The 23,463-nt window shown below is 41.5% G+C and carries 22 protein-coding genes; 10 read left to right on the forward strand and 12 right to left on the reverse strand.

Annotated elements, in window-relative coordinates:
- Window positions 1-91: 91 nt before the first annotated feature.
- The 4 genes from ACED20_RS10625 to pdeM all read left to right on the forward strand — a co-directional run bounded on the left by ACED20_RS10625 (window position 92) and on the right by pdeM (window position 6,355).
- On the forward strand, window positions 92-1,117 hold the full coding sequence (locus ACED20_RS10625) for a ligase-associated DNA damage response exonuclease (RefSeq protein ID WP_294312324.1): 1,026 nt from the start codon (window positions 92-94) through the stop codon (window positions 1,115-1,117).
- Window positions 1,114-2,694 (forward strand): ATP-dependent DNA ligase, encoded by a 1,581-nt coding sequence (locus ACED20_RS10630; protein WP_294317936.1) that lies wholly within the window; start codon window positions 1,114-1,116, stop codon window positions 2,692-2,694. The genes ACED20_RS10625 and ACED20_RS10630 overlap by 4 nt, the downstream gene beginning before the upstream one ends.
- A gap of 209 nt (window positions 2,695-2,903) precedes the next feature.
- Entirely contained in the window at window positions 2,904-5,351 is a 2,448-nt protein-coding gene (locus tag ACED20_RS10635; RefSeq protein WP_378104499.1) for a ligase-associated DNA damage response DEXH box helicase, read from the forward strand.
- A gap of 359 nt (window positions 5,352-5,710) precedes the next feature.
- Window positions 5,711-6,355: a ligase-associated DNA damage response endonuclease PdeM gene (gene pdeM / locus ACED20_RS10640; RefSeq protein ID WP_294200933.1), complete on the forward strand. Its 645-nt coding sequence runs from the start codon at window positions 5,711-5,713 to the stop codon at window positions 6,353-6,355.
- A 389-nt stretch (window positions 6,356-6,744) separates the two neighbouring features.
- Here pdeM and ACED20_RS10645 read toward each other — a convergent pair whose 3' ends face one another.
- From ACED20_RS10645 to ACED20_RS10660, 4 genes are all read right to left on the reverse strand, one after another.
- Window positions 6,745-7,266, reverse strand: a complete 522-nt coding sequence (locus ACED20_RS10645) for a GNAT family N-acetyltransferase (protein ID WP_294308500.1) — start codon at window positions 7,264-7,266, stop codon at window positions 6,745-6,747.
- A 9-nt stretch (window positions 7,267-7,275) separates the two neighbouring features.
- Entirely contained in the window at window positions 7,276-7,857 is a 582-nt protein-coding gene (locus ACED20_RS10650) for a nucleosidase (RefSeq protein WP_294200935.1), read from the reverse strand.
- 246 nt (window positions 7,858-8,103) lie between these two features.
- A complete protein-coding gene (locus ACED20_RS10655; protein ID WP_294312807.1) occupies window positions 8,104-8,802 on the reverse strand; it encodes a DsbA family oxidoreductase in 699 nt (232 codons plus the stop codon).
- 40 nt (window positions 8,803-8,842) lie between these two features.
- Window positions 8,843-10,030, reverse strand: coding sequence for an MFS transporter (locus ACED20_RS10660; protein WP_294220186.1), 1,188 nt, complete (start codon window positions 10,028-10,030; stop codon window positions 8,843-8,845).
- A gap of 145 nt (window positions 10,031-10,175) precedes the next feature.
- Between ACED20_RS10660 and ACED20_RS10665 the strand changes: the two genes are divergently transcribed.
- Window positions 10,176-10,907, forward strand: a complete 732-nt coding sequence (locus ACED20_RS10665) for an MBL fold metallo-hydrolase (protein ID WP_378104502.1) — start codon at window positions 10,176-10,178, stop codon at window positions 10,905-10,907.
- 120 nt (window positions 10,908-11,027) lie between these two features.
- Here ACED20_RS10665 and ACED20_RS10670 read toward each other — a convergent pair whose 3' ends face one another.
- Together ACED20_RS10670 and ACED20_RS10675 are read right to left on the reverse strand one after the other, a co-directional pair.
- Complete coding sequence (locus ACED20_RS10670) at window positions 11,028-11,369, reverse strand: helix-turn-helix transcriptional regulator (protein ID WP_378104504.1); 342 nt, start codon at window positions 11,367-11,369, stop codon at window positions 11,028-11,030.
- Window positions 11,370-11,946: 577 nt separating this feature from the next.
- Window positions 11,947-12,582 carry a CatA-like O-acetyltransferase gene (locus ACED20_RS10675; RefSeq protein WP_378104506.1) on the reverse strand — a complete coding sequence of 212 codons (636 nt, stop codon included), beginning with the start codon at window positions 12,580-12,582 and terminating at the stop codon, window positions 11,947-11,949.
- Between the two features lie 214 nt (window positions 12,583-12,796).
- Here ACED20_RS10675 and ACED20_RS10680 point away from each other — a divergent pair, with 214 nt between their 5' ends.
- The 3 genes from ACED20_RS10680 to ACED20_RS10690 all read left to right on the forward strand — a co-directional run bounded on the left by ACED20_RS10680 (window position 12,797) and on the right by ACED20_RS10690 (window position 15,277).
- The gene (locus ACED20_RS10680; protein ID WP_378104509.1) at window positions 12,797-13,780 is read left to right on the forward strand and encodes an aldo/keto reductase; all 984 of its coding nucleotides are present in this window, start codon (window positions 12,797-12,799) and stop codon (window positions 13,778-13,780) included.
- A 105-nt stretch (window positions 13,781-13,885) separates the two neighbouring features.
- Window positions 13,886-14,746, forward strand: coding sequence for an NAD(P)-dependent oxidoreductase (locus ACED20_RS10685; protein WP_294241659.1), 861 nt, complete (start codon window positions 13,886-13,888; stop codon window positions 14,744-14,746).
- A gap of 138 nt (window positions 14,747-14,884) precedes the next feature.
- Window positions 14,885-15,277: a MauE/DoxX family redox-associated membrane protein gene (locus ACED20_RS10690; RefSeq protein WP_294200942.1), complete on the forward strand. Its 393-nt coding sequence runs from the start codon at window positions 14,885-14,887 to the stop codon at window positions 15,275-15,277.
- Window positions 15,278-15,371: 94 nt separating this feature from the next.
- Here the strand turns inward: ACED20_RS10690 and ACED20_RS10695 are convergent, their stop codons facing one another.
- Both ACED20_RS10695 and ACED20_RS10700 read right to left on the reverse strand, forming a co-directional pair.
- Window positions 15,372-16,196, reverse strand: a complete 825-nt coding sequence (locus ACED20_RS10695) for a tyrosine-protein phosphatase (protein WP_294233073.1) — start codon at window positions 16,194-16,196, stop codon at window positions 15,372-15,374.
- A 10-nt stretch (window positions 16,197-16,206) separates the two neighbouring features.
- Complete coding sequence (locus tag ACED20_RS10700; protein ID WP_378104512.1) at window positions 16,207-19,110, reverse strand: TonB-dependent receptor; 2,904 nt, start codon at window positions 19,108-19,110, stop codon at window positions 16,207-16,209.
- A 257-nt stretch (window positions 19,111-19,367) separates the two neighbouring features.
- On the opposite strand from ACED20_RS10700, the gene ACED20_RS10705 reads away from it, so the two are divergent.
- Both ACED20_RS10705 and ACED20_RS10710 read left to right on the forward strand, forming a co-directional pair.
- Complete coding sequence (locus tag ACED20_RS10705) at window positions 19,368-20,516, forward strand: helix-turn-helix domain-containing protein (protein ID WP_378104515.1); 1,149 nt, start codon at window positions 19,368-19,370, stop codon at window positions 20,514-20,516.
- Between the two features lie 118 nt (window positions 20,517-20,634).
- Window positions 20,635-21,144 carry a pyridoxamine 5'-phosphate oxidase family protein gene (locus ACED20_RS10710; protein ID WP_294200946.1) on the forward strand — a complete coding sequence of 170 codons (510 nt, stop codon included), beginning with the start codon at window positions 20,635-20,637 and terminating at the stop codon, window positions 21,142-21,144.
- A 243-nt stretch (window positions 21,145-21,387) separates the two neighbouring features.
- On the opposite strand, the gene ACED20_RS10715 is transcribed toward ACED20_RS10710, so the two are convergent.
- From ACED20_RS10715 to ACED20_RS10730, 4 genes are all read right to left on the reverse strand, one after another.
- Window positions 21,388-21,555, reverse strand: a complete 168-nt coding sequence (locus ACED20_RS10715) for a hypothetical protein (RefSeq protein WP_365990008.1) — start codon at window positions 21,553-21,555, stop codon at window positions 21,388-21,390.
- Between the two features lie 153 nt (window positions 21,556-21,708).
- Window positions 21,709-22,722: an FAD-dependent oxidoreductase gene (locus ACED20_RS10720; protein WP_378104541.1), complete on the reverse strand. Its 1,014-nt coding sequence runs from the start codon at window positions 22,720-22,722 to the stop codon at window positions 21,709-21,711.
- A complete protein-coding gene (locus tag ACED20_RS10725; protein ID WP_378104518.1) occupies window positions 22,692-23,240 on the reverse strand; it encodes an FAD-dependent oxidoreductase in 549 nt (182 codons plus the stop codon). The genes ACED20_RS10720 and ACED20_RS10725 overlap by 31 nt, the downstream gene beginning before the upstream one ends.
- 51 nt (window positions 23,241-23,291) lie before the next feature.
- Window positions 23,292-23,450 (reverse strand): hypothetical protein, encoded by a 159-nt coding sequence (locus ACED20_RS10730; protein WP_378104521.1) that lies wholly within the window; start codon window positions 23,448-23,450, stop codon window positions 23,292-23,294.
- Between the last annotated feature and the right edge of the window lie 13 nt (window positions 23,451-23,463).

Genomic DNA, 23,463 nt, shown 5'->3' on the forward strand with positions numbered 1-23,463 from the left:
CGTATTCAAATAGAGTTTTACAATCTTTTGTATCAAATTATAATATTATTGGTTAGATTTTTGAATACTAAAATTCAAATCACACACACCCTTGAAGCTAATCAAATTCACAAACAAAGGCATTTATTGCCCGCAGGGAAAATTTTATATCGATCCCTGGCGGCCGGTTGATCTGGCAGTCATCACCCACGGACATGCCGATCATGCGCGCTGGGGAATGAAAAAGTACCTCTGCCATCACTTTACCAAACCTATTTTATACAAAAGAATCAGCGAAGACATCGAATGCCAGAGTGTAGAATATGGCGAAGTCATCAATATGAACGGCGTAAAGGTTTCTTTTCACCCTGCCGGGCATATCATCGGTTCTGCACAGATCCGTCTGGAATACAAAGGCTATGTAAGTGTCGTATCCGGAGATTATAAGGTTCAAGATGATGGGTTAAGCACGCCTTTTGAGCTGGTAAAATGCAATGAATTTGTTACAGAAAGTACCTTCGGACTTCCCATTTACAACTGGCTGGAAGTAGATGATCTTAATAAGAGGCTTCAAAATTGGGTATTGCGAAATAAAGAAAATCAGAAAACGTCCGTATTCATCGGCTATTCCTTGGGAAAAGCTCAGAGAATCATGAAAGCGGTTGAAGGAATAGGAAAAATCCACGTCCACTACTCGATCGGTAAACTGAACGAAGCTTTTGAAACGGTAGGTATTAAACTTCCCGAATACGAAATCCCGGATTTCAGGGAAAGTGTAAAACATGTGCAGGACGAAATCGTGATTGTTCCTCCTGCTCTGATGGATTCCAATGTCATAAAAAAAATCCCCAATGCAGCGATAGCGATCTGTTCCGGATGGATGCAGGTCCGGGGTGCAAGACGCTGGCGAAGTGCCGATGCCGGTTTTGCCATGAGTGATCATGCCGACTGGAAAGGATTACTGCAGGCCATCAAAGCCACAGAAGCAGAGATTGTACACGTTACCCACGGACAGACCGAGGTGTTCTCTAAATATTTAAATGAAATCGGAATCCAGTCTGATGTGGTGGAAACACTTTACGGTGATGATGACGAAGAGGAAGTGGAAAAAAAAACCGTTAAAAATCAGGAGCCATGAAGAATTTTGCCGAACTGATCAATGCGTTAGAGAGTACCAATAAAACCAATGCTAAAATCGATGCGATTATTGACTACCTCGAGCGTGCCCCTGATGATGACAAAGTGTGGTTCATAGCCCTGTTTACCGGGAAACGGCCGAAGCGGAATGTCAACAGCAATTATATGAAAGAATGGGCACTGGGCATTACACAGCTGCCTTTCTGGCTATTTCAGGAAAGCTATTCTTCCGTTGGCGACCTGGGAGAAACCATTTCGCTGATCCTTCCTCCGCCTACCGAAAAAATAGAGCGTTCGCTGTCTGAATGGATGGATGATATTGTTGGTCTGAAAGATAAGAGCGATGCTGAAAAAAAAGATTTCGTCCTGAATTCCTGGAACGGACTCGACTACACGGAACGGCTGATCTTCAATAAGCTGTTGGGCGGAAGCTTCAGGATCGGGGTTTCAGATAAAACGCTGATCAATGCCTTAACGAAATTCTCTGAGCAGGAATCAAGTGCTCTGATGCACAGCCTGATGGGAAAATGGCTGCCGAATGAAGTTTCTTTTCAGGAGTTGATTGCCGCCGAGAATGTGAATCCTGATAATTCAAAACCTTATCCGTTCTGCCTGGCCTATCCTTTGGAAAAAGACCTGGAAGACCTGGGACAGCCGGACGAATGGCTGATCGAATACAAATGGGACGGCATCCGCGGGCAGATCATCAAAAGAAACGGTGAAGTATTCATCTGGTCCAGAGGTGAAGAACTCGTGACCGAACAGTTTCCGGAAGTGAAGGAAACGGTAGAAAAGATGAATGGTAATTTTGTGATCGACGGTGAGATCTTAGCTGTGAAAGATGATAAGGTTTTAAACTTTAATGAATTGCAGAAACGGCTTAACCGTAAAACATTAACAAAAAAAATGTTATCCGAAATCCCGATACAAGTTTTTGCCTACGACCTTCTGGAACTGGAAGGTAACGATTTAAGGGAAAAACCGATCTCCGGAAGACGGGCGATGCTGGAAGAGCTGTTGTTAAACGAAACTCCCGAAAATATTAAAATCTCTGAAGTCATCGAATTTAATGAATGGAATGAACTTGATTTAATTCGTGAGGCTTCAAGGGAAATCAACAGTGAGGGCCTAATGCTGAAGCAGAAAAATTCGCTCTACCATTCTGGCAGGAAAAAAGGCGACTGGTGGAAATGGAAAATCAATCCGCTGACGATCGATGCCGTAATGATTTACGCACAGAAAGGAAGCGGAAGGCGAAGTGCCTACTACACCGATTATACTTTTGCCGTAAAAAATGAAGATAAGCTGGTAACCATTGCTAAAGCTTATTCCGGGCTAACCGATAAGGAAATTATGGAAGTCAGTAAATTCGTCAATAAAAATGCAATCGAAAAATTCGGACCTGTGCGAACCGTAAAACCTGAACTGGTTTTTGAAATCGCCTTTGAAGGCATTGGTTTCAGCAACCGGCATAAAAGTGGTGTTGCTCTGCGCTTCCCCAGGATATTAAGATGGAGGAAAGACAAAACGGTGGAAGAAATCGATGACCTGGAGGAAATTAAAAAACTGATACAGTAAAATTTTCAACGCTGGAAAACGCAAAGAGTTTGATCATATTTGAAATATTTTAGACAGCGAGGGCTAAACCATGTTCGTAAATTTTCAGTTCATGTTCAGCAAATGATAACGATGGTCCAGGAAAACTAATAAGTTTTGATTTCAAATTATTTTAACAGTTGATTACCGCTTCTACGGCATTACATTAAACATAAATATTATTTAAAAATTTGACAGCATTCGAAAATACCGACGGTTACCAAATCATTCATCACTGGATGGGCGATAAAGGCATTTCGCCTTTTAAATTTCAGACGGAAACCTGGTGGAAATTCGGGAACGGATACAGCGGAATGGTAGTGGCGCCGACGGGTTTCGGAAAAACCTATTCCGTTTTTCTGGCCTTGATTTCCGACTTTCTGAATCATCCCGACAAATACAAAAAAGGGTTGAAAATGATCTGGATCACGCCGCTACGCTCTCTTTCCAAAGATATTGCGAAAGCCATGCAGGAAGCCATTGACGAGATCGGCCTCGATTGGGCCGTGGGTGTAAGGAACGGCGATACCGATCCGAAAGTCCGCCAGCAGCAGGTCAAGAATATGCCGGAAATCCTGGTGGCAACTCCGGAAAGCTTACATCTTTTATTGGGTCAGAAAAATCACCAGCGGTTTTTCACAAATTTACAAACCATTGTGATTGATGAATGGCATGAATTATTGGGTTCAAAACGGGGCGTAATGATCGAATTGGGCATTTCACGGCTCCGGACTTATGTTCCAAAGATAAAAATCTGGGGAATCACCGCCACTATCGGGAATCTTGACGAAGCCATGGAAGTACTGATCCCTTATAACATCAAAAAAACAAAAATTACGGCCAAAGAAAAAAAGAAAATCGATATCCTCTCCGTTTTCCCGGATGAAGTGGAGATTCTTCCGTGGGCGGGACATCTCGGGCATAAATTAGCGGATAAGGTGGTTCCGATTATCCTGAATTCCAATTCCACCATTGTCTTTACCAACACAAGGAGCCAAAGCGAAATGTGGTATCAATTGTTGTTGAATGCCTATCCGGATTTTGCCGGACAGATTGCCATTCACCACAGTTCGATCGATGCACATCTGAGAATCTGGATTGAGGAAAACCTCAGCAGCGGAAAATTAAAAGCAGTAGTTTCAACCTCATCCCTTGATCTGGGAATTGATTTTAAGCCGGTAGATACGGTGATCCAGATCGGTTCAGCCAAAGGGGTAGCACGGTTTCTGCAACGGGCAGGAAGAAGCGGGCACTCTCCTTTTGAAACATCAAAAATTTACTGTGTCCCTACCCACTCTTTAGAACTGATCGAAGTTTCCGCCTTAAAGGAAGCGGTAAAGAACAACGTTATAGAGCCGCGGGAACCACAGGTTTTATGTTTTGATGTTCTGGTCCAGTTCCTGATGACGCTGGCAGTCGGAGACGGATTTTTCCCGGATGAACTTTATCCCCAAATTAAAGAAACGTATGCTTTCCAGGAAATGACCGAAGAGGAATGGAAAGGAATGCTGGACTTCCTGACCATCGGCGGAAAAGCACTCAAAAGCTATGAGGAATTCCATAAAATTGTTATTGATGAAAACGGACTGTACAAAGTAACCTCCCGTAAAATTGCCATGCTTCACCGGATGAACATGGGAGTTATCGTCAGCGATGCCATGCTGAAGGTTAAATTTATTTCCGGCGGTTACATTGGGATGGTTGAGGAATATTTTATTTCAAGATTAAAAAAAGAAGATAAATTTATCCTCGCCGGACGCGTGCTTGAAGTTGCGATGATCAAAGACATGACGGTTTTCGTACGTGCTGCCAAAGGAAAGGCTTTTGCCCCTAGTTATCTGGGCGGAAGATTGCCGTTAAGCTCCAATCTCGGACAGTTTTTGAGAGAAAAATTATCCGGTGCGCTCAATCCAAAGGCTTCTGAAAAGGAGTTGAAATTCCTTCATCCGTTATTGGCTAATCAGGAAGAACGTTCCCACATTCCGGAGGAAAATGAATTCCTTGTGGAGCTCATTAAAAACCGGGAAGGCTATCATTTATTCATGTATCCTTTTGAAGGAAGGCTTGTGCATGAAGTTATGGCGGCTTTAATTGCCTACAGGATTTCCAAGCTGGCACCGATTTCCTTTTCCATGGCGATGAACGATTACGGCTTTGAGCTGTTCAGCGATAAGGAAATTCCGCTGAATGAGGATAATTTAGGACGTATTTTAACAAGGGACAATCTGATGAATGACGTGATTTCGAGTATTAACGCCGCGGAAATGGCCCGGCGTAAATTCAGGGATATTGCCGTGATCTCAGGAATGGTGGTCCAGAACTTCCCCGGGCAGCAGCGTTCCAACAAATCGCTTCAGAGTTCGGCCGGACTGATCTTTAAAGTGCTGGAAGATTACGACCCGAATCATTTCCTTGTACGACAGGCCTACACCGAGGTTTTCAACGCACAGTTACAGGAACAGCGGTTGGTGGAAGCTTTCAAAAGGATTGAAAAGTCAAAAATTATCCTGAAATTTGCCAATACGTTTACTCCATTAAGTTTCCCGATAAAAGTAGACAGCCTGCGGCAGACGCTTTCCAGCGAAGACCTGGATTCGAGGATACAAAAGCTGATCCAGCAGGCAAAGAAAGTGAAATGATAGGGTCAATGGTGAATTTTGCCTTGCAAGTCAATTTTGCTTCGCAAGTGAATATTATGATTGTAAAATTAACAAACGTCTTAAATTCACTATTCAATAACCCACTTATCGTAAAGGTCAATGGTGATTGGTGAATTTTTGGAGCTATTTAAAAATGGACAAGCAAAGCAGATTGACCATTCACTATTCACCTTTGAATGTTCTTCAAGTGAATATTTAAACTATAAAAAATTGACAAGCGTAGCGAATTGACCATTCACCATTCACCATTGAATGTTCTTCAAGTGAATATTCAAACTATAAAAATTGACAAGCAAAGCGGATTGACCATTCACCTTTCACCTTTGCAAAATTAAAAAATGAAAATCGTAACAAAAAATATAACTCTTCAAAACGAACAGTTTACCTTAACCAATCAAAGAGCTTTATTCTGGAAAAAAGAAAAAGCGTTGGTCCTTTCCGATCTGCATATCGGGAAAGCCGCTCATTTCAGGAAAAACGGCATTGCACTGACGAGCCATTTGATGAAAAACGACCTGGAACGGCTTTCAATCCTGATTGAATATTTCCAGCCTGAAAAATTTATTGTGGTCGGTGACCTGCTGCATGCGGGAGATAATTCGGATGTCGACGAATTCTGTAGCTGGAGAAACCAATATCCGGATCTGCAGTTTTACCTTATCGAAGGCAATCATGACCGGATCTCAAAAAGTCTGGAATCCAAACTATGCTTAAATTTCAGATCAAAATCTTTTGAGAACGGAGACTTTTTATTCATCCACGATTTTGAAAAGAAGCAGGAAAAATTCCAGGTGACAGGCCATATTCATCCGGGATTTGTGATCCATTCCTCCGTAAAAAAAATCAAGCTGCCCTGCTTTGTCGTAACCGATAATCAGCTTTTGCTTCCTGCTTTCAGTGAATTTACCGGGTTGGATACAAAAAATCTCCCTAAAAAAGGAAGATTCTATGTTTTTACGGATGCTGAAATCTATGAAATTTAAGGTATAACGGCTGGAAGAAGGAAGCTGGATGCTGGAAGTTTATCACGCTTACTTTCCGAATGGATTAGTTATCCATCGAGGCCGTTTTTGATTATATGTGATATATAAGTAAGAAATCCGGATGAAATTCTGATTCACCAGACTGAATCCGAATCCTTTATTTAAATAATCGACTGTACATAAATAAAACAGTGTCGAATTTTCAGAAACTTCCCGCATCCAGCCGATTAACCCATTAATATAACGTGAATTCGATGATATTTAATTTGTTTCCAGTTATTAAAATAAAAAAGACAAGAGACTGTTATCGATAAGGTGACCGAATAGACTTCCAGCCTCCAGCTTCCTTTCTTCCAGCCTGTAAACTCAGTATCTACTTCGAGTTCACGTTAATGTAGTATTTTCTTCATCATCAGGTCGGTTTGTTCCTGACTACCCAATCTGAAAATATGTTTGCCGAATTCTTCAAAGCCGTTTTTCTTATAAAAGCTTACGGCTCTATGGTTTTCTTCCCAAACACCTAGCCAGAGGTATTCTTTCTTCAGTTCAGCTGCTGTTTCCAGGGCTTTGCCATACAGCAGCTGCCCGATCTTCTTACCGTGATATGAACTTTTAACATAAATTCTTTCGATTTCAAGCGAAGTATCATCCTGGAGTTCGGTCTGTGCTTTTCCTGTGTTTACTTTTAAATAACCGACCGGATTTTCTTCTTCCCAGGCAATAAAGAATTGGGAATCCGGATTACTCAATTCCCGGTTGAGCTTATCTTCAGCAAAACTTTCTGCCAGATATTGCTGAATCTGTTCTTCGGTATTGTGCGGGGCAAAGGTTTCGTAAAAGGTCTGCCTTCCAAGATCCCGTATTGTCTGAAGTTCGTCAGCAGATGCTTTTATAATATGGATTGATGTCATTTTTGAAGTTTAGGAAAATAAAATTTTATTAAAAGCTTCTGATGCCAGGTGAACCTGAATCGCCCAGTCATCTGCCGCTTCACTGCCGGCATCGTCGGAGATATATTTCAGACAGAGAAAAGGGATTTTTTCTTTCATAGCGATCAGGGCCAAAGGATAGGCTTCCATGTCAACAATATTATACACCGTTTCCGAATGGTTCATTTCAAAACTGTCGCCACTACCGCAGATGCCTTCCGGAAGGCCATTATGTTTAAGCCCGTATTCCAGGACAGGCGGTATTCCGGATAATGGTGTTTCATACAGACTAAAACCCAAACCTCTCACATCCATATCCCGCTGGATGAATTTTGTACAGCAGACCACATCGCCTTTATCGAAACTTTGGCTGCCCGCAGAGCCCAGGTTGACGATAAGCTTCGGGCGTTTGCGATAAATCTCTTTCGCCAGTTCCATAGCGGCGTTTACTTTACCGATGCCCGTTATGAGTTTGTTTTTATTATTGAAAACTTTTCCTGCTTCGGAGTCCAAAGCAAATACGAAAAGCGTATCTTCAATAGGGAATTCCTGTCCTTCTTGTATTCTGATCATTTATTTTTTATTTAATTCTTTTAACTACGGATTTTAACGGATGATTGTTTTCGCTGTAATGCTTTACTATTTAAGATTTTTATAATCATCAATAGCGTTGGGCTCCAGCCCGATGTCAGGCATATTGTTCGAAATTTAACTTTAGCCGAATCCTAAAATAAATTTCGGCTAAAGGCGGATCACCGAATCCTGTAGAGTAATCTCATATGTTTAGAAACGCTTACGGTTTTGCTTCCGTTGCTGTTGTTAAATTTCACAACCGTCTGCATCACATGAAGCCCCATTGTCTGCCTGAATTTTCAAAGGTGCCACTGTTTCATCGTAGGTTTGCTGAAGTGCACTGGTGAAAAGTTCAGCCGGCTGGGCTCCGGAAACAGAATATTTGCCGTTCAGGATGAAGAAAGGAACGCCTGAAACGCCGTTAGCCCTAGCTTCCTGGATATCCTGTTTTATTTCATCATCGAACGTAGAGGTATCGAGTACCTGTCGGGTTTCTTCGCTGTCGATTCCCAAAGATTCAGCCAGATCGATCAATGTCTTATGATCCCCGACATTTTTTCCCTCGATGAAATGTGCAATGAAAAGGGCTTCTTCCATTTCATTTGTTTTTTTGTATTTTTTCGCCAGATGCAGGATCTTGTGAGCGGAGAAGGTATTGGTGATCAAAGCTTTTTCAAAATGAAAATTAATCCCGGCACCGATACCCATCTGCTGTACCTGGCTGATCATTTGCCGGGCCTGTGCTTCAGGAAAACCTTTTTTCTCCCTGAAATAATCAGCGGTGGATTTTGTTTCTTCCGGGTTCAACGAAGGATCCAGCTGAAAACTTTTCCACTCCACTTCTACTTCATCCTTAAAAGGAAGCTGTTCCAGAGCTTTTTCAAAATTATTCTTTCCAATATAGCAAAACGGACACATCACGTCCGACCAGATTTCTATTTTCATTGTTTTTTATTTAGATTGATTTTTATAATTAAAACACATATCATGAATTAAACGGTTTTCTTCTGCTGAACATCAGGTGTGCGGTAAGTGCCAGTAAGGCCAGGACTGCACCTACAAAACATACTCCACCCCACTTTGCATACTGCCATGCGATAGAGGCTGTCCATGTTCCCAGGGACCCACCGATAAAATAGGATACCATATACACGGTATTCAGCCTGTTGACGGCATTGGATTTAATGCTGAAATAATTGGTCTGGTTCATAATGTGGGCAGACTGCACACCGAGATCTACTAAAACAACCCCGGCAATAAGCCCCCAATAGGTTTCTCCTGCAAAATAAGTGAACAGCCAGCTTCCGAAAACCACAAGCAGGGCAAAGAAAATAATCCTGTTGAGACTGAAATAGTGCTGAAGTTTCCCCACTTTTGCTGCTGCCAGCGCCCCGACCGCACCTGCCAGTCCGAAGCTTCCGACCACGGAGGAACCTGCATTGAAAGGAGGATTTTCCATGTGAAAAACAAGGGTGGTAAACAATGCACACATCGACCCGAAAGCCATTGCTCCGCGAAAGGATGCCAATCGCAGTACTTGCTGCGTCTTAGCCAGGTGAAAAACCGATTTCATCAGTTCTCCGTAATTACCCTTAAAATTGGGCGGCAGTTCAGGAAGCATTTTATAGACTGCAAACCATACCAAAACCATTAGTCCTGCAGCAATACCGAACATCGCTCTCCAGCCCCACAATTCGCCCACAATGCCACCGATGAATCTCGACAGGAGAATACCCATCAGCAATCCTGACATTACCGTTCCGATGTTGGACGATTTTTCTTTATCGGAAGAAAGCTCTGCTGCAATGGGAATAAACAGCTGCGGAATAACCGAAGTAACTCCGATCAGCAGACTGGCAATGTACAGCATCCAAAGTTCGGTACCGAAAGCCATCCAGAGCAAAGCTGCGAAAACAAGAAGCAGATCGGTAAGGACTAATTTCTTACGGAAAAGCTTATCACCCAAAGGAACGATCAGCAGTAAGCCCGCGGCATATCCCAGCTGGGAAAGTACCGAAATTCTGCCGGCAGCACTCTCCGTAACATGCAGTTCTTTGGCAATAAGGCCCAGTAAAGGCTGGTTATAATAAATATTGGCCACCACAAGCCCGGAAATAACAGACATCAGCCAGATGACAGTACGCGAGATACCGCCGGAAGAATTCAACTGCATACGTTTTCGTTTAAAGATTTTTGAAAAACCTATTGCAAAAATACTTATTTAAGATGAAAATCCGGTTTCATTTTATCGCTTTCAGCAATGACGAGAATTGACGGAAAAACTTTTACCCTATACAAATTATGATGAAATTTGTCCTATGAAAATCATACCACTGAAAGAAGGGAATTTTTCGGTAAGCAAGACGAAAGATTTTACCCTTTTAGCGGAAGAAAATAAAGATGCGTTAAAAGGAATAAAAATGTCCGTTACACCGTTTTTGATCATTACTGAAAATGATATTATCCTGCTGGATGCCGGGATCGGATGGAAAAATGATGAAGGAAAGATTGTAATTTCTGAAATTCTCGAAAAGGAAGATATTTATCCGGAACAAGTGACAAAAGTATTGCTCTCCCATCTGCACAAAGACCATATTGAGACGGTGATTACCCGTATCGAAAACACCTTTTATGCTACTTTTCCTAATGCGGAAATCTATATACAAAGAAGGGAGCTGGCCTTTGCTATGGGAAACAGGGGAAGCCATTCTTTTTATTTTGATACGCTGGAAAAGCTGGTACAGCTCAAGAACATTGTCTTGATGGATGAAGACAGCGGAAACATCACGGATGAAATTTCCTTTGAGGTCGCAGGCGGCCATACGCCTTTCATGCAAACATTCCTGATCCGGGAAGGTAATGAAACCGTTTTCTACGGTGCAGACGATCTGCCACAGGAATCTTACCTGAAATATCATCTGGCCTACAAGAGCGATTTCGAAGGCAGGAAAGCGATGGAACTGAGGATACGCTGGGCCAAAGATGCTGCAGAAAATCATTGGAAAGTATTACTGTATCACGATCTTGAAAAAGCTGTCCTGGAATTTTAATGTAGCTTTTCCCATAATAAATTAACGCGCATCTCTTACTTAATTTAATTTAAAACAAGACATTCCTTGCTTACTCTTCAGGTTAAGAAAAGGATAAATTTAATTTAAATAAAAAATGGTTTAAAGTTCATTAAACCATTTATAAATATCTAAATTTGAAGCGATGCTCAGTTTTTTGCGGAGCCTGTTTTTACGGTTCTGAATTGCTTTCGGAGTTACGTACGTATAGGTTGCAATCTCCTTGGTCGTCAGATTAAGCTTCAGATAAATACAAAATATCAATTCAGAATTTTTCAGATTAGGCTGAATTGTTGATAATTTATTAAAAAAATCCGGATCCACCAGTCTTAATTTATTCAGCAGACGCGGTGAGTTCTCTTTTGCTAATGTTAAAATTTCTTCCTGCACAAAAATCTTTTGGTTAATATCTTCTAAATTAAATTCAGTCTTTTCGTTTTTCATATTTTTCTCATCTCTACTTGGCTGTTGCTTACTTTTATGATAAGCTACAGTATTAATCGCTCTTCGTTTTGCTCCGCTACGTTTTTTCTTTTCCGGAGTATTATTTAGTTCAGTATTGCTTTAAAATATACGGGTGGGTATTTTTTCTTAATTTTGGCTTAAAACTAAAAATGTTTCTTACGGGATCTGTAATTTTACTTTTAGGCAAAGACAAAGAAAGAAAAAATGATTAAAAATCCGTGTACTCGTAATACCACATACATACCACGCCAATATTTTCATTTTTATACGACTTAATATATAAGACGCCTTACTTATTTACAAATCTAGATGATTTTGGAGTGTATTTTTTATGATTATAATCAATGAATTTCAAAAAATATAAATAACTTATAATATGGCACTCAAAATCATTTATCTATGTAATATACAGTACCTATTTCATGGTATTGAAGTGGTAGTATTTCTGCTGAAAGTATGTACGAGAAATGATCTTAGAAGGTTTTTGTATTTCGTAGAGTGAGTTTCCAATCAATGAAAATTGAATTCAATTAATATGCGATGATGATGAGCGCAACTACATATTGAGCAACCGCTGAAATTCTTCAAAATATTTTGCCAGATGAAGACCGTCTGTCAGGCCATGATGTGCTTCTATGGATACCGGCATAAATTTCCTGCCTTGTCTGATACTGAATTTCCCGAAGGTAATCTTAGGAATGGATTCTGTCGGATCAAAATTGGTAGGATGCAGTACTGCACTGAAAGCATTCCATGGAATTGTCGTATGCCTGACATGATTGAGCGGTAAAGTTTCATTGCGTATGCAAAGGCCTGTAGAGGCTTGTACCATTCTTATTTGTTCCTGTAAGCCTGCATTGAAAACTTCAAAATCTTCAGAATAATGAAAAAATGAAAACCCGAAAGTGCCGTCCGGCCTTCCGATGGTACTTCCGACATGCACTTCGTCATACTGGATGATCTGGCCTTCAACAATTCTGAGCTTAAGCTCATCGACTGTATTAATAGCCATCATGGATTTGTGAAGATAAATGGCAAAAAAAGAATGTCCCTTTTCTTGGGCCTCATCATAGGCTTTTGTACAGTCTACTTCCGAGGTAAACCCAAAATACGGACTGGCCATGCCGGAAAAAAATTCAAAATGTTCTTTCCTCTTCCAGCTGTTGATATCGATTACCTTCATTCTTTCCATAGGTACAAATTTCGGTAAGTTTGTCAATTAAAAAAAATTACATGTAAAGAATCTTACTGAATTTCCTGTTTAAAAAATATGTAATGAATAAAATCCTACGGATTTTTAATACAAAAGGGTAATTTGGTGGCTTTTTTGATATGAAAAGACTGTTTTATCACCGGTATCGAGGAGGGTAAAATTCTTTTATCAGGTATTATTAAAATTATAAAATATGTTATACAGAAAATTAGGCAAAAGTAATCTTGAAGTTTCAGCCATTACTTTCGGCGCCTGGGCAGCAGGAGGATGGATGTGGGGAAGCACGGACAGAAACGATGCGGTTGAAGCCATCAGGGCTTCTTATGACGCAGGGGTAACTTCGATCGATACTGCTCCGATCTATGGGCAGGGAACCAGTGAAGAAATTGTTGGCGAAGCTATCAAAGGAATTTCCCGCGATAAAGTTCAGATCTTAACCAAATTCGGAATGCGCTGGGATCTTGCCAAAGGAGATTTTGCCATGCACAGTAAAAATAATGACGGACAGGATATTGACGTTTATAAATATTCCGGAAGAGACAGTATCATTTATGAATGCGAACAAAGCCTGAAAAGGCTGCGTACGGATTACATAGACCTGTACCAGATTCACTGGCCGGATTCCACCACCCCGATCGATGAAACTTTTGAAGCGGTTTCGAGGCTTATTGAACAGGGGAAAGTACGTTTTGCGGGGGTCTGCAATTACAATTCCCAGCAAATGGAAGAAGCTGAGAAAACGCTTGAAATTGTCTCTAACCAAATTCCGTTCAGTATGGTCAACCGCGGGATTGAAGAGGAAACAGTTCCTTACTGTATTGAAAACAATAAATCAATTCTGGCTTACAGTCCGCTTGAAAGAGGCCTGCTGACAGGTAAAATTACCCCGGGATACAAATTCCAGGAGGGTGACCATCGGGCAAGTCACAAACACTTCCAGCCGGACTTTATCGAAAAAACCAATGCAATGCTGGATAAAGTAAAACCTGTCGCCGAACAGCACCATGTAAGCCTTGGACAATTGGTTTTAAGGTGGACCATCGAAAGACCGGGAATCACCGTTGCTCTTGCGGGAGCCAGAAATGCGGAACAGGCAGTTCAGAATGCCGGTGCGGCCGATATTCATCTTACGGCTGAAGAAATAAGCACCATCAATGATCTGGTAAACCAGTTTTAAAAGTACTTAAAATAATTTAATAATACGTTTTGAATTTTAAAATTCTGAATGTAAAGCCAGCAGCAAGAAGTTAATTGCTATTAGTTACTTACCATAAACGACAAACTGAGAAAAATGAATAAAGAAAGATTAGGCTTTATCGGCCTTGGAAATATGGGCCATCCAATGGCCAAAAACCTTGAAAAAGCAGGATTTGAATTGTCTGTATACAACAGGACGCCGGAAAAAGCACAGGATTTCCGGGAGAGTTCCATTGTCTGTGATTCTATTGCGGATGTGGTAGAAAACAGCGACATCCTATTTACCATGCTTACTCATGATGAAGCTTTACGGGAGGTTTTTGAAGACATCCTGAGCCGCGATATTTCGGGAAAGCTGTTTGTGGATATGAGTACGGTGTCTCCCGAAGCCAGCAGTAAAATTGCCGGTGCCGTGATTATCAAAGAAGCTTCTTTTATTGATGCCCCGGTCGCCGGAAGCACCAAGCCGGCAGCGGAAGGAACGCTGATTATTATGGCCGGCGGTAACGAGCGTGATATCAGCAGGGCCCTTCCCTATCTGGAAAAAATGGGAAAAGAGATCCGGCACCTCGGCGAAAATGGGAAAGGTATAGCTGCTAAACTTTCCGTGAACTATTTTATTTCCTGCCTGTATCAGGGATTGGCGGAAACGATTCTATTTTCGGATAAGCTGGGCATTGATCGTAAAGATATGCTGGATATCATCAACGAAAGCGCCAGCGGAAGCGGTGCTACAAAAGTGAAGACTCCCCTTCTGATCACCGAAAATTATGATCCCGCTTTTGCTCTCGACCTGATGCTGAAAGATATTCGCCTGGCAAAAGATGCAGGTGCGGAATTTCCCTTATCCGAAACATTGATCCAGACTTATCAGGCAGCCAGCAATGCAGGTTATGGAAAGGATGATGTGATCGGAATTATTCGGTATTTACAAGAGCCAGGGTAAAAGGTTGGGTTTACAAAAAAGAATTGAACCATTAAGATTATGAAGATGTTGCAAAAAGCAAAGCTTTCTTAATACTTCTAAATTTGTATATTAATCTTAATGGTTCAAATTATAGCATTATCACTTAAAATAATGAAAATGAAAGATTATAAAACGGCTTTCTTTTTTCTTAGGCTGCCGGTGGCAGTTTCTCTTCTGGGCCATGGATTGGTCCGTTTGCCAAAGCTTCCCGAATTCAGCGGCTGGATGGTGAAAACGATGGAGAAATCGGTTATTCCTGAAGGCCTGATCGTTCCTTTCAGCTATGTTCTGCCGGTAGCGGAAGCCATCATAGGTCTACTATTGCTGATTAATTTTAAGACAAAATATACCCTGTATTCGGCGTTGGCATTAATGAGCATCCTTATTGCCGGCAGCTGCTCTATTGAAAACTGGACCGCCATTGAAGCACAGCTGCTGCACTGCGTTTATCTTTTCGGGCTGTTCTGGTTTTATGAAAGATTTGCCGATGTGGAAGTGAAAGGGAAATAGCCAATGGTGAATTTCGCTTTGCAAGTGAATTTTTGAACTATTTAAAAATTGACAAGCGTAGCGGATTGACAATTGGCCATTCACATACAATTCTTTATTTCAGATATTTCTGTTTCAGGATAGCAATTTCCCGCGGTCCGATGCCCATTTCTACCTGGAAAAAGTTTTCTATACTGCCATATTTTTGATTGATGGCATTAAAGAAATTCCGGATCAGTTCCGGTCGCAGTTCCATCTGTTGTCTGATGCTGTTTTCAGATAAGCCCGACATTCCGGACAATCCTTTATACATAGAATTCATAATCGGATTTTTTGCCAGATAAAAGTTGGACGCCAGATAATCGCTTTCGATAACATCCTGGGGCACGCCCAGAACTTTCAGGAACAGGGCTGCAGCCATGCCTGTTCTGTCCCTTCCTCCGGTACAGTGGAACAGCAAGGCCTCACCGGGCTTTAAGGTCAGTAACTGAACGAAAAGGGGCCTGTACCGTTCGCCGAAATAAGGCAGCCCGCCTTCTCCATACATATCGAACAGAAAATTTTTGTCTTTAAGCATCTTTACCATATCCTGTGCAGTCGGCAGATTATTGCTTCCTGCCGGACAAAGCAGGTAATCTGTGCCGGGCGGAAGCCTGTCCGGGGCTTTTTTGGCTTCTTCGGTTCCTCTCAGGTCGATAACGGCGGCGATCTTTTTCTCCTGAAAGGTTTTCAGATCACGGTCGGTAAGCTTGTCAATGGCATCGCTCCTGAAAACCTTGCCGGGAATGACTTCTTTGCCATCGCTGGTTTTGTAGCCTCCCGCATCTCTGAAATTGTAGGCACCTTCCATTTTAACGACTCTTCGCAGGCTGTCTTTAATCTGCGCATTTGCTACAGTTCCCATAGCCATAACGGCTGCTGTTAATAGTATTTGTTTCATATATAAATTTTTAGAACATCTGCCAACGGATTCCCATCTGTCCCCTGCTTCCGTACCATTCGGCAGAAGTAACTCGTTTCCTGTTGTCGCCCATGTATAATCGAAGGCCTTCGTTGCTGATGTTGTTTAACTCGATAAATAATTTTACTTTTTTGCTGAGATCATAACTTGCTGAGAAGTCAATCGTAAAGTTTTTGTCTGACCAGATGTAGTATTGTGGCCCCAGGTTCTGGTTGATGGTTTCTACCGATTTTCCCCTGTAATTTCCTGCCAGACGGACCATCAGTCTATTGCCTTCATAATACAGAATGGCGTTGAACAGGTTTTTGGACTGGTTCGGAAGCGTTGTTTTATCGAAATACGATATCCCGTTAGCTGTTCTCGGCACCTTTACCCCGGAGCTGATAAAAGTATAATTGAATTCCACCCCGAAACCTTTCCAGAAACCGGGTAAAAAATCAAGGCGTTTGTTGATGCCTGCTTCAAAACCGAGCACATGGGAATCCTGCAGGTTTTTGGCCTGGGTAACCATATAATCCGTCCCGTTTAAGTTAAGAATAGAACTATCCTGAAATACGATATCGGAAATCTTTTTGTAAAAGACGCCTCCGGATAAGATCCCGATATTGCTGAAATAATATTCGCCCATGAGGTCTAGGTTATGGCTAAAAGTAGGCTTCAGATCAGGGTTTCCACGGGTAATCCTGTTTGGGCTTGTCGTATTGTCAATGCTGGATCCCGGTGACATATCTCCGAAATTCGGCCTGATGAATGATCTGGTATAGGCAAACCGCAGATTGGCTTTCGGTGAAAGGTTATATTTCAGATGGAGCATAGGAAGGAAGGCATTGTAATTACTTTCCACCACCGACGGGCTGATAACCGTTGCGGCAGGCGTTCCGCTTTTCGTGGCTTTGGATCCGGTCAACGTTAGTCTTGTGGTCTCATTTCTGAAACCGGCTACAATTTTCAATTGTTCAGCCGCTTTGATTTCTGCCATGGCATAGGTCGCAAAAACATTTTCTTCACCGGTATACACACTGGTTGCGTTGGTTTCAGCATTGGAAAAATCCCCAAACCCGTTCTGCTGTAAAAATTTAGGAGAAAACATCTGGAAAAGCTGGTCTTTTGTCGGCGGATTCATTACATAAGAATCGTAATTTCCGTTCATTCCGTTTAAGAAAGGAACACCTTTCGCTGGTTCACCGGTCGAGAGCTGTGACAGAGCCAGTAACGGCGGCGAATTAGGAATTCCTAAAGCGGCTCCCGGAAGATACACGGCATTGTAGCCGTAGGTACTGTTCCGATCTTTTGTACGGTATTTTGCACCGGCTTTTAAAATGATGCTTTCATTAAGATCAAATTTTACATTTGCCCTGGCAATCCGGTCGCGTTCGTTATTATCCAGTTTGGCAATAACGAGCTGGGAAAGCAAAAGCTTATTGGGGTTCATCACTTCTGCCGGGTCTTTTACATCGAAGCTGTAATCCTGATATTCTCCCCCGACCCCGTCCGGCGAATCAAATCCCCAGTATCTTTTTTTATTGCCGGAAAGATTATTGAATCCGCTGCTGATTTTCTGCCTGAAAGTAGCGATCGGAAGCCCTTTTATGTCATTAGTCGGCGGAGTATCCAAAAAATATTTTGCATGGTAATCGCTCAGCATCCAGTCGATATTCAGTTTAGGCGACAGACTGTGTTCTCCGCCTAATTCCGTCCCGTATAACTCCGTCTGGTAATGGGAATACCTGAAGTTGTACTGGTAACGGCTGTTGTTATAATCCACATAGGATTCGTACACCGGGCGGATGTCATCAAATTTATTAAACATTCCGCGGAAATATATTTTATGGTCGGCGTTAAATTTATATTCCAGCCCGCCGTTTAAACCGATGGTTCTCCGTGTTCCCATATACCGTTTCATCATTACAGTACCGATTGATTTCCTTTCCGCTTCATTCGCCGATGCCGTATTATAGGTCACGTCAAACGAATCGGCTCCCCACTGCCTGTCCCAGATGGCTCCGGAAAGGATAATCCCTAATTTGTTTTTAAAAAACCGGTCGCCGTAAACAATAGAACCATTGTAGGTTCCATTATGGGAAAACGTATTGTATCCTCCTGCTCCGCTCACACTCAGGGTTTTCCTTGCAGGAGCGGTTCTTGTGATAAAATTAATGCTTCCTCCGATAGCGTCACCGTCCATATCCGGCGTTACGGCTTTTGAGACCTGCACATACTGAATCAGCTCCGAAGGTACGACGTCCAGTACAAAAGAGCGGTTTCCGAGGACATTGGAGCTGGGCAGACGGTTTCCGTTGAACAATGCCGAAGTCCAGGCGAAAGGAGTTCCCCGTACCGTCGCCTGGTCGGCCTCACCGTGATACCTCGCTACTGCAACACCCTGTACCCGTTGTACGGCTTCCGCAGCATTTCTGTCCGGAAGCTTTCCGATGGCATCGGCAGCAATAACCTCCATGATGGCATTATTGTTTTTCTTGATTTCATAAGCTTTTGCCTGGGTTAAGGCATTCGGTCTTGAAATAACTACCTTCTCAATGTCTCGGGTACGATCTTTCTTATTCTCTTCGGGAGTAATGCTAATATAGCCAAGATCATTGGTTCCTTCTTTCAGCGTAACGGGAAAAATTTTGGTTTCATAGCCGATGTATTCTACCCGGATGTTTACTTCGCCTAATTTTGGGGAAAGAATGCTGAAATCCCCGTCTAATGATGAAACCGCTTTTACGTCGGAGTCTACAATCGAAATATTGGCACCCGGAAGCACGCCGTTTGTTTTGCCGACCACCGTTCCCCGGATGGTCTGTGCGTGAAGGATTCCCAGAGATGACATCAGAAAAAAGGCCGAAACCTGCATGATCCGTGATCCTGAAAAACCGATAGAATGATTCATAAATTTTTTTTCTGCAAATTTGAGACGTTGGGAATTTTTGTTCGTCCGTATGGAAAAACTACATTTCAAAACGTATCACTCGTTGGTTTGATACCATTAATATTTTGAATTTCAATGGTTTAATTCATTTAAATTATTTGTTATTTATTTATGAACGTAATATTAATCTGGCGGTAGAATTTTTAATGAAAACATAACAGCATTTAATCTGCCGGATCATAGATTATGTATTTATTTTGTGCAAACCTCAAGGAAGAATGCAATATATTGTTATCATCGGCGCTTTTCAGGCATTGGTAGCCCTGTGGCTTTTGCAGGTTAGGGATAAAAAATCATCTTCAAGCTATCTTTTTATGTGCCTTCTTCTGGCCATTGCCGCTCACCTTACCATAAAGTTTGTCATCTTTAATTTTATTCCGGATGAAAGGATCAGGCACGAAATGAATACTTTCATCGCCGCTTCCTACGGTCCGCTAATCTATCTGTATGCCCTGAGCAAGACGCAGAAGGATTTTTCAGCAGCGAAAAAATGGTATGCCTTTATTCCGCTTTTTATTTTAATGATTGCTTATTTAACGGTTTCCTGCGTATTTTTCGTTCTGAACCGTACGGACCAGACCCTGCTAAGCCTGTATAACAATCTAAGTTTATATTCAATGCTTGCCATTAATTTATATTATCCCCTGAAAAGCCTTCTTATTGTGCACCGGTATAAAACAGATCTTCTTAACAGGAATGAATATGGTGTTATTGTACGGATCTCGTGGTGCATTCTTTTTATGGAATCCACGGTAGTTATCGGTAAAACATTCCTTCACTTTTACCCGGAAAAATATCATGTCATCAATATTTCAGCGAGAATAGTTGTTTATTTCCTGCTGTTGATCATCTGCCTTTTAATCATTAGGAAGAACCTGAAAACAGGCATGAATGATCCATTTGAAAACCCCTCCGATAAAAATCTTGGAATTAATGATATAGATAAAGAAGAGCCGGCTTTAAATTATATAGATTATGAAATAAAATTCAGCGGACTCTGGCAAAACATGGACCGGCTGGTGCGGCAGAAACAACTGTACAGAGACTGTGACCTGAATCTTGATAAACTTGCTCTACAGACGGAGATCAACAAATATCAGATCAGTGAAATGCTCAATGGCTACAAGCAAAAACCTTTTTACCGCTACATCAACGAATACCGCATTGAGTATTTTAAAAATATGCTGGAACAGGCCATTGAAAAGGATGAAAACATCAATTTCCTTTCCTTCGCTTATGAAGCAGGATTCAAATCCAAATCTTCTTTCAACCGTTATTTTAAAGAAATCACCGGTAAAACTCCTTCTCTTTATTACAAAAGCATCATCAGCGGAGATAAACCGCAAAGCTTCGAGATCAGCATCTGATTTTTTTTATTTCTGTAAAGTATTTTCCGTCGGACTTCTTCATTGTGGTCGGATTTTTGAATGGTAACAGTAATTAAATTCAGGTTTAATCAAACCAATCACTTAAAATATATTTATTATGTCAACAGAAAATCTTACGAACACAGACGCAATCAAAAAAATTAAAGAACTTTCGGAAAGTGCAAGAATCTGTATGTTCTGCACGGAGCTTGAAACCCTTCCTATCAATTCCCGACCGATGAGCCTGCAGGAAACGGATGATGAAGGGAACTTATGGTTCATCAGCGGCGATACGAGCAATAAAAACTTTGAAATAAAAGACGATAAAAGAGTACAATTGTTCTTCATGAACAACGGGGATTACGAATATCTTTCCATTTTCGGAGATGCTACCATTTACAAAGACCGGTCTACCATTGAAGACAAGTGGTCGCCAATGGCCAAAGCCTGGTTTGAAGACGGGAAAGATGATCCTAATGTGTCTATTATCAGGGTACAACCCAAAGATTCCTACTATTGGGATACCAAAGCCGGAAAACTGGTAAGCATGCTGAATTTTGTAGCGGCAGCCGTTACCGGTAATACTACCGATAATTCCGACGGCGTCGAGGGAAACGCTAAAATTTAAAAATCAACTGATCCGACAAATACATCAACTATTAAATAATGTAAGGCCGTAATTTTTTTTTACGGTCTTATTCTTTTACCTGAAACTTAAACCATTAGTATTGTATTAGGTGTTTAGAGATATCAAGTTAGGCTTCGCTTTAAGAATACTGCTAAATAAAATATTGCCCTTTATCTTAATCAGTCCATAATATTTATTAATCCTTAAGGGTTTAATTTGTCTGTCATGCAAAATAAACAAAGGTTACTGATCGGCTTGCTGTATTATAAGCTCATAAAACAAAGAAACCACACAAGGCTGTATGGTTTTTTTAATGTTTTTAAAACGAGGGAACTTAAGGTGTTTCAGTGTGCGGCATATCCTCGGCTTTGATTCCGGGGAACCTTTTTCACGCAGCCAAATCGATAGCATAGCCAGCGATACGACGGTGAGAAAGTAGGACTTGGTATTCAGTCAGTAAGAATTAAGCCCAAAATTAATCATCAGCTTCAAGTAAATAATGCGTACGCAATTACGGTATAAAAAACGGTACCTTGTTCTTTATAATATTCATAAAATTTAAGATTAAGAATCCTCGGGATCTACTCTCTGGAGAGCCATAACGGAAGGACCCGTAAGGATTTTCCCATTGATATTAAACCTCGAACCGTGGCAAGGGCAATCCCAGCTGAGCTCTGCACTGTTCCAGCGGACTTCACATTTGGCATGCGGGCATGTACTTTTCACCAGATGTACTTTTCCGGTGGCCTCCTTGTATAAAGCGTAGGAATCACCTTCGTATTTCACAACTTTGGCTTCTCCTTCATTTATTTCATGTAAAGACGTAATCTTTTCCTTAAACAATTTGTCTTTGATAAAATCAAAAGCAACGACCGCATTTTCTTCCACAAAACTGGTGAATCCTGCAATGGGCTTTATCCGTGAAGGATTGAAAATATTTTCATATTTACTGTTTTCGTTTATAATTAAATCGGATATAATCCGGGACGAGATGGTTCCGAAGATCATCCCGTTTCCTCTGAACCCTGTCGCAGTATATACTTTTCCTTTGCTGCCCGGAAGCTTTCCGATATACGGGAAACCGTCCGTTGGCTCGTAATATTGGCTGGACCAGCTGTAATAAGCCGTTTCCACATCAAAGTATTTCCGTACATAATTTTCAAGCCTTGAAAAACATTTGCCGGTATCTTCTTCGTGCCCGGTCTTATGGTCTTCGCCGCCTGCAATGAGCAAAGTTTCACCATTTATTTCCTGAACGCGGTAATAATGATACGGATCAATAAGATCATAGCCCAGGTCTTTCGGGTAATTCTCATCTTTCAGGCTGAAAGCCATCGCATAGCTTCTGTACGGGGCATTGGTGGTGTGCAGAATACTTAACCCTGGAGGAATATGTGTCGCATAGATCAGATGCTGCGCTTTAATTTCACCTTTTGACGTTTTTAAAATGATTACATCATCCTGTTCGTCATGTTTTTCAGCAAGGCAGTCTTCAAGGATGATTCCGCCTGTATTGATGAACGCTTCGCATAAAGCTTTAATGTACTTTACGGGATGAAACTGTGCCTGATCAGGAATGGAGACTGCTTTTTGAAAGGGATCAGAAAAGGGATCAGAAAAGGGATTTCATCCACATACATCATTTCGTGTCCAACCTTTGACGCGCCGTCCACAATATCTTCAAGTTGCTTTTCCTGTTTTTCATCCAGGGCAAAGAGATAGGCTTTCTTTCGTTCAAAATTGCTGTCGATGTTGTAATTCTTAATATTTGTTTCTATTATTCCGATGGCTTCCTGCCCTACTTCAGCGAGTAATTGGGCATTATCTTTACCGAAATCATTAATGGCTTCGGTAAAAGTAGTATCGAAAAAATCATTTAAATGGGCAGTGGTTCCGCCGGTGGTTCCGGAACCGATGTTCGCCGCTTCCAGCAGGATACATTTCTTACCGGACTGCTGCAGTTGTAAGGCCGTGGAAATACCGGTGATGCCTCCTCCCACAATGGCTGCATCAAACATCTGGTGAAGTCCGGCTTCCGAAGAAAATCTTTTGATTTCTTCCTGCCATATACTTTTTCTCGCTCCGTCTCTGTACATAGCGTTAATGTTTTATGATTAGTGATTGTTGAAATACTCAGGATTATTTACTTAAGATAGAGAATCATTTTCTAACGTAAGGTATGTGAGCTGTTGGATGTTTTCTCCTTTATTTTTATCTTCCGGTTCATCCGAAAGAAGATCAAATCGGCATGACGTGAAAGTCCATAGGAAAATCATTCCCAGAATCATGATGATTTTGGTTTTCATAAATTTTAGTTTA

The organism is Chryseobacterium sp. sg2396 (assembly GCF_042610505.1).
In the GTDB taxonomy this organism is placed as follows: domain Bacteria; phylum Bacteroidota; class Bacteroidia; order Flavobacteriales; family Weeksellaceae; genus Chryseobacterium.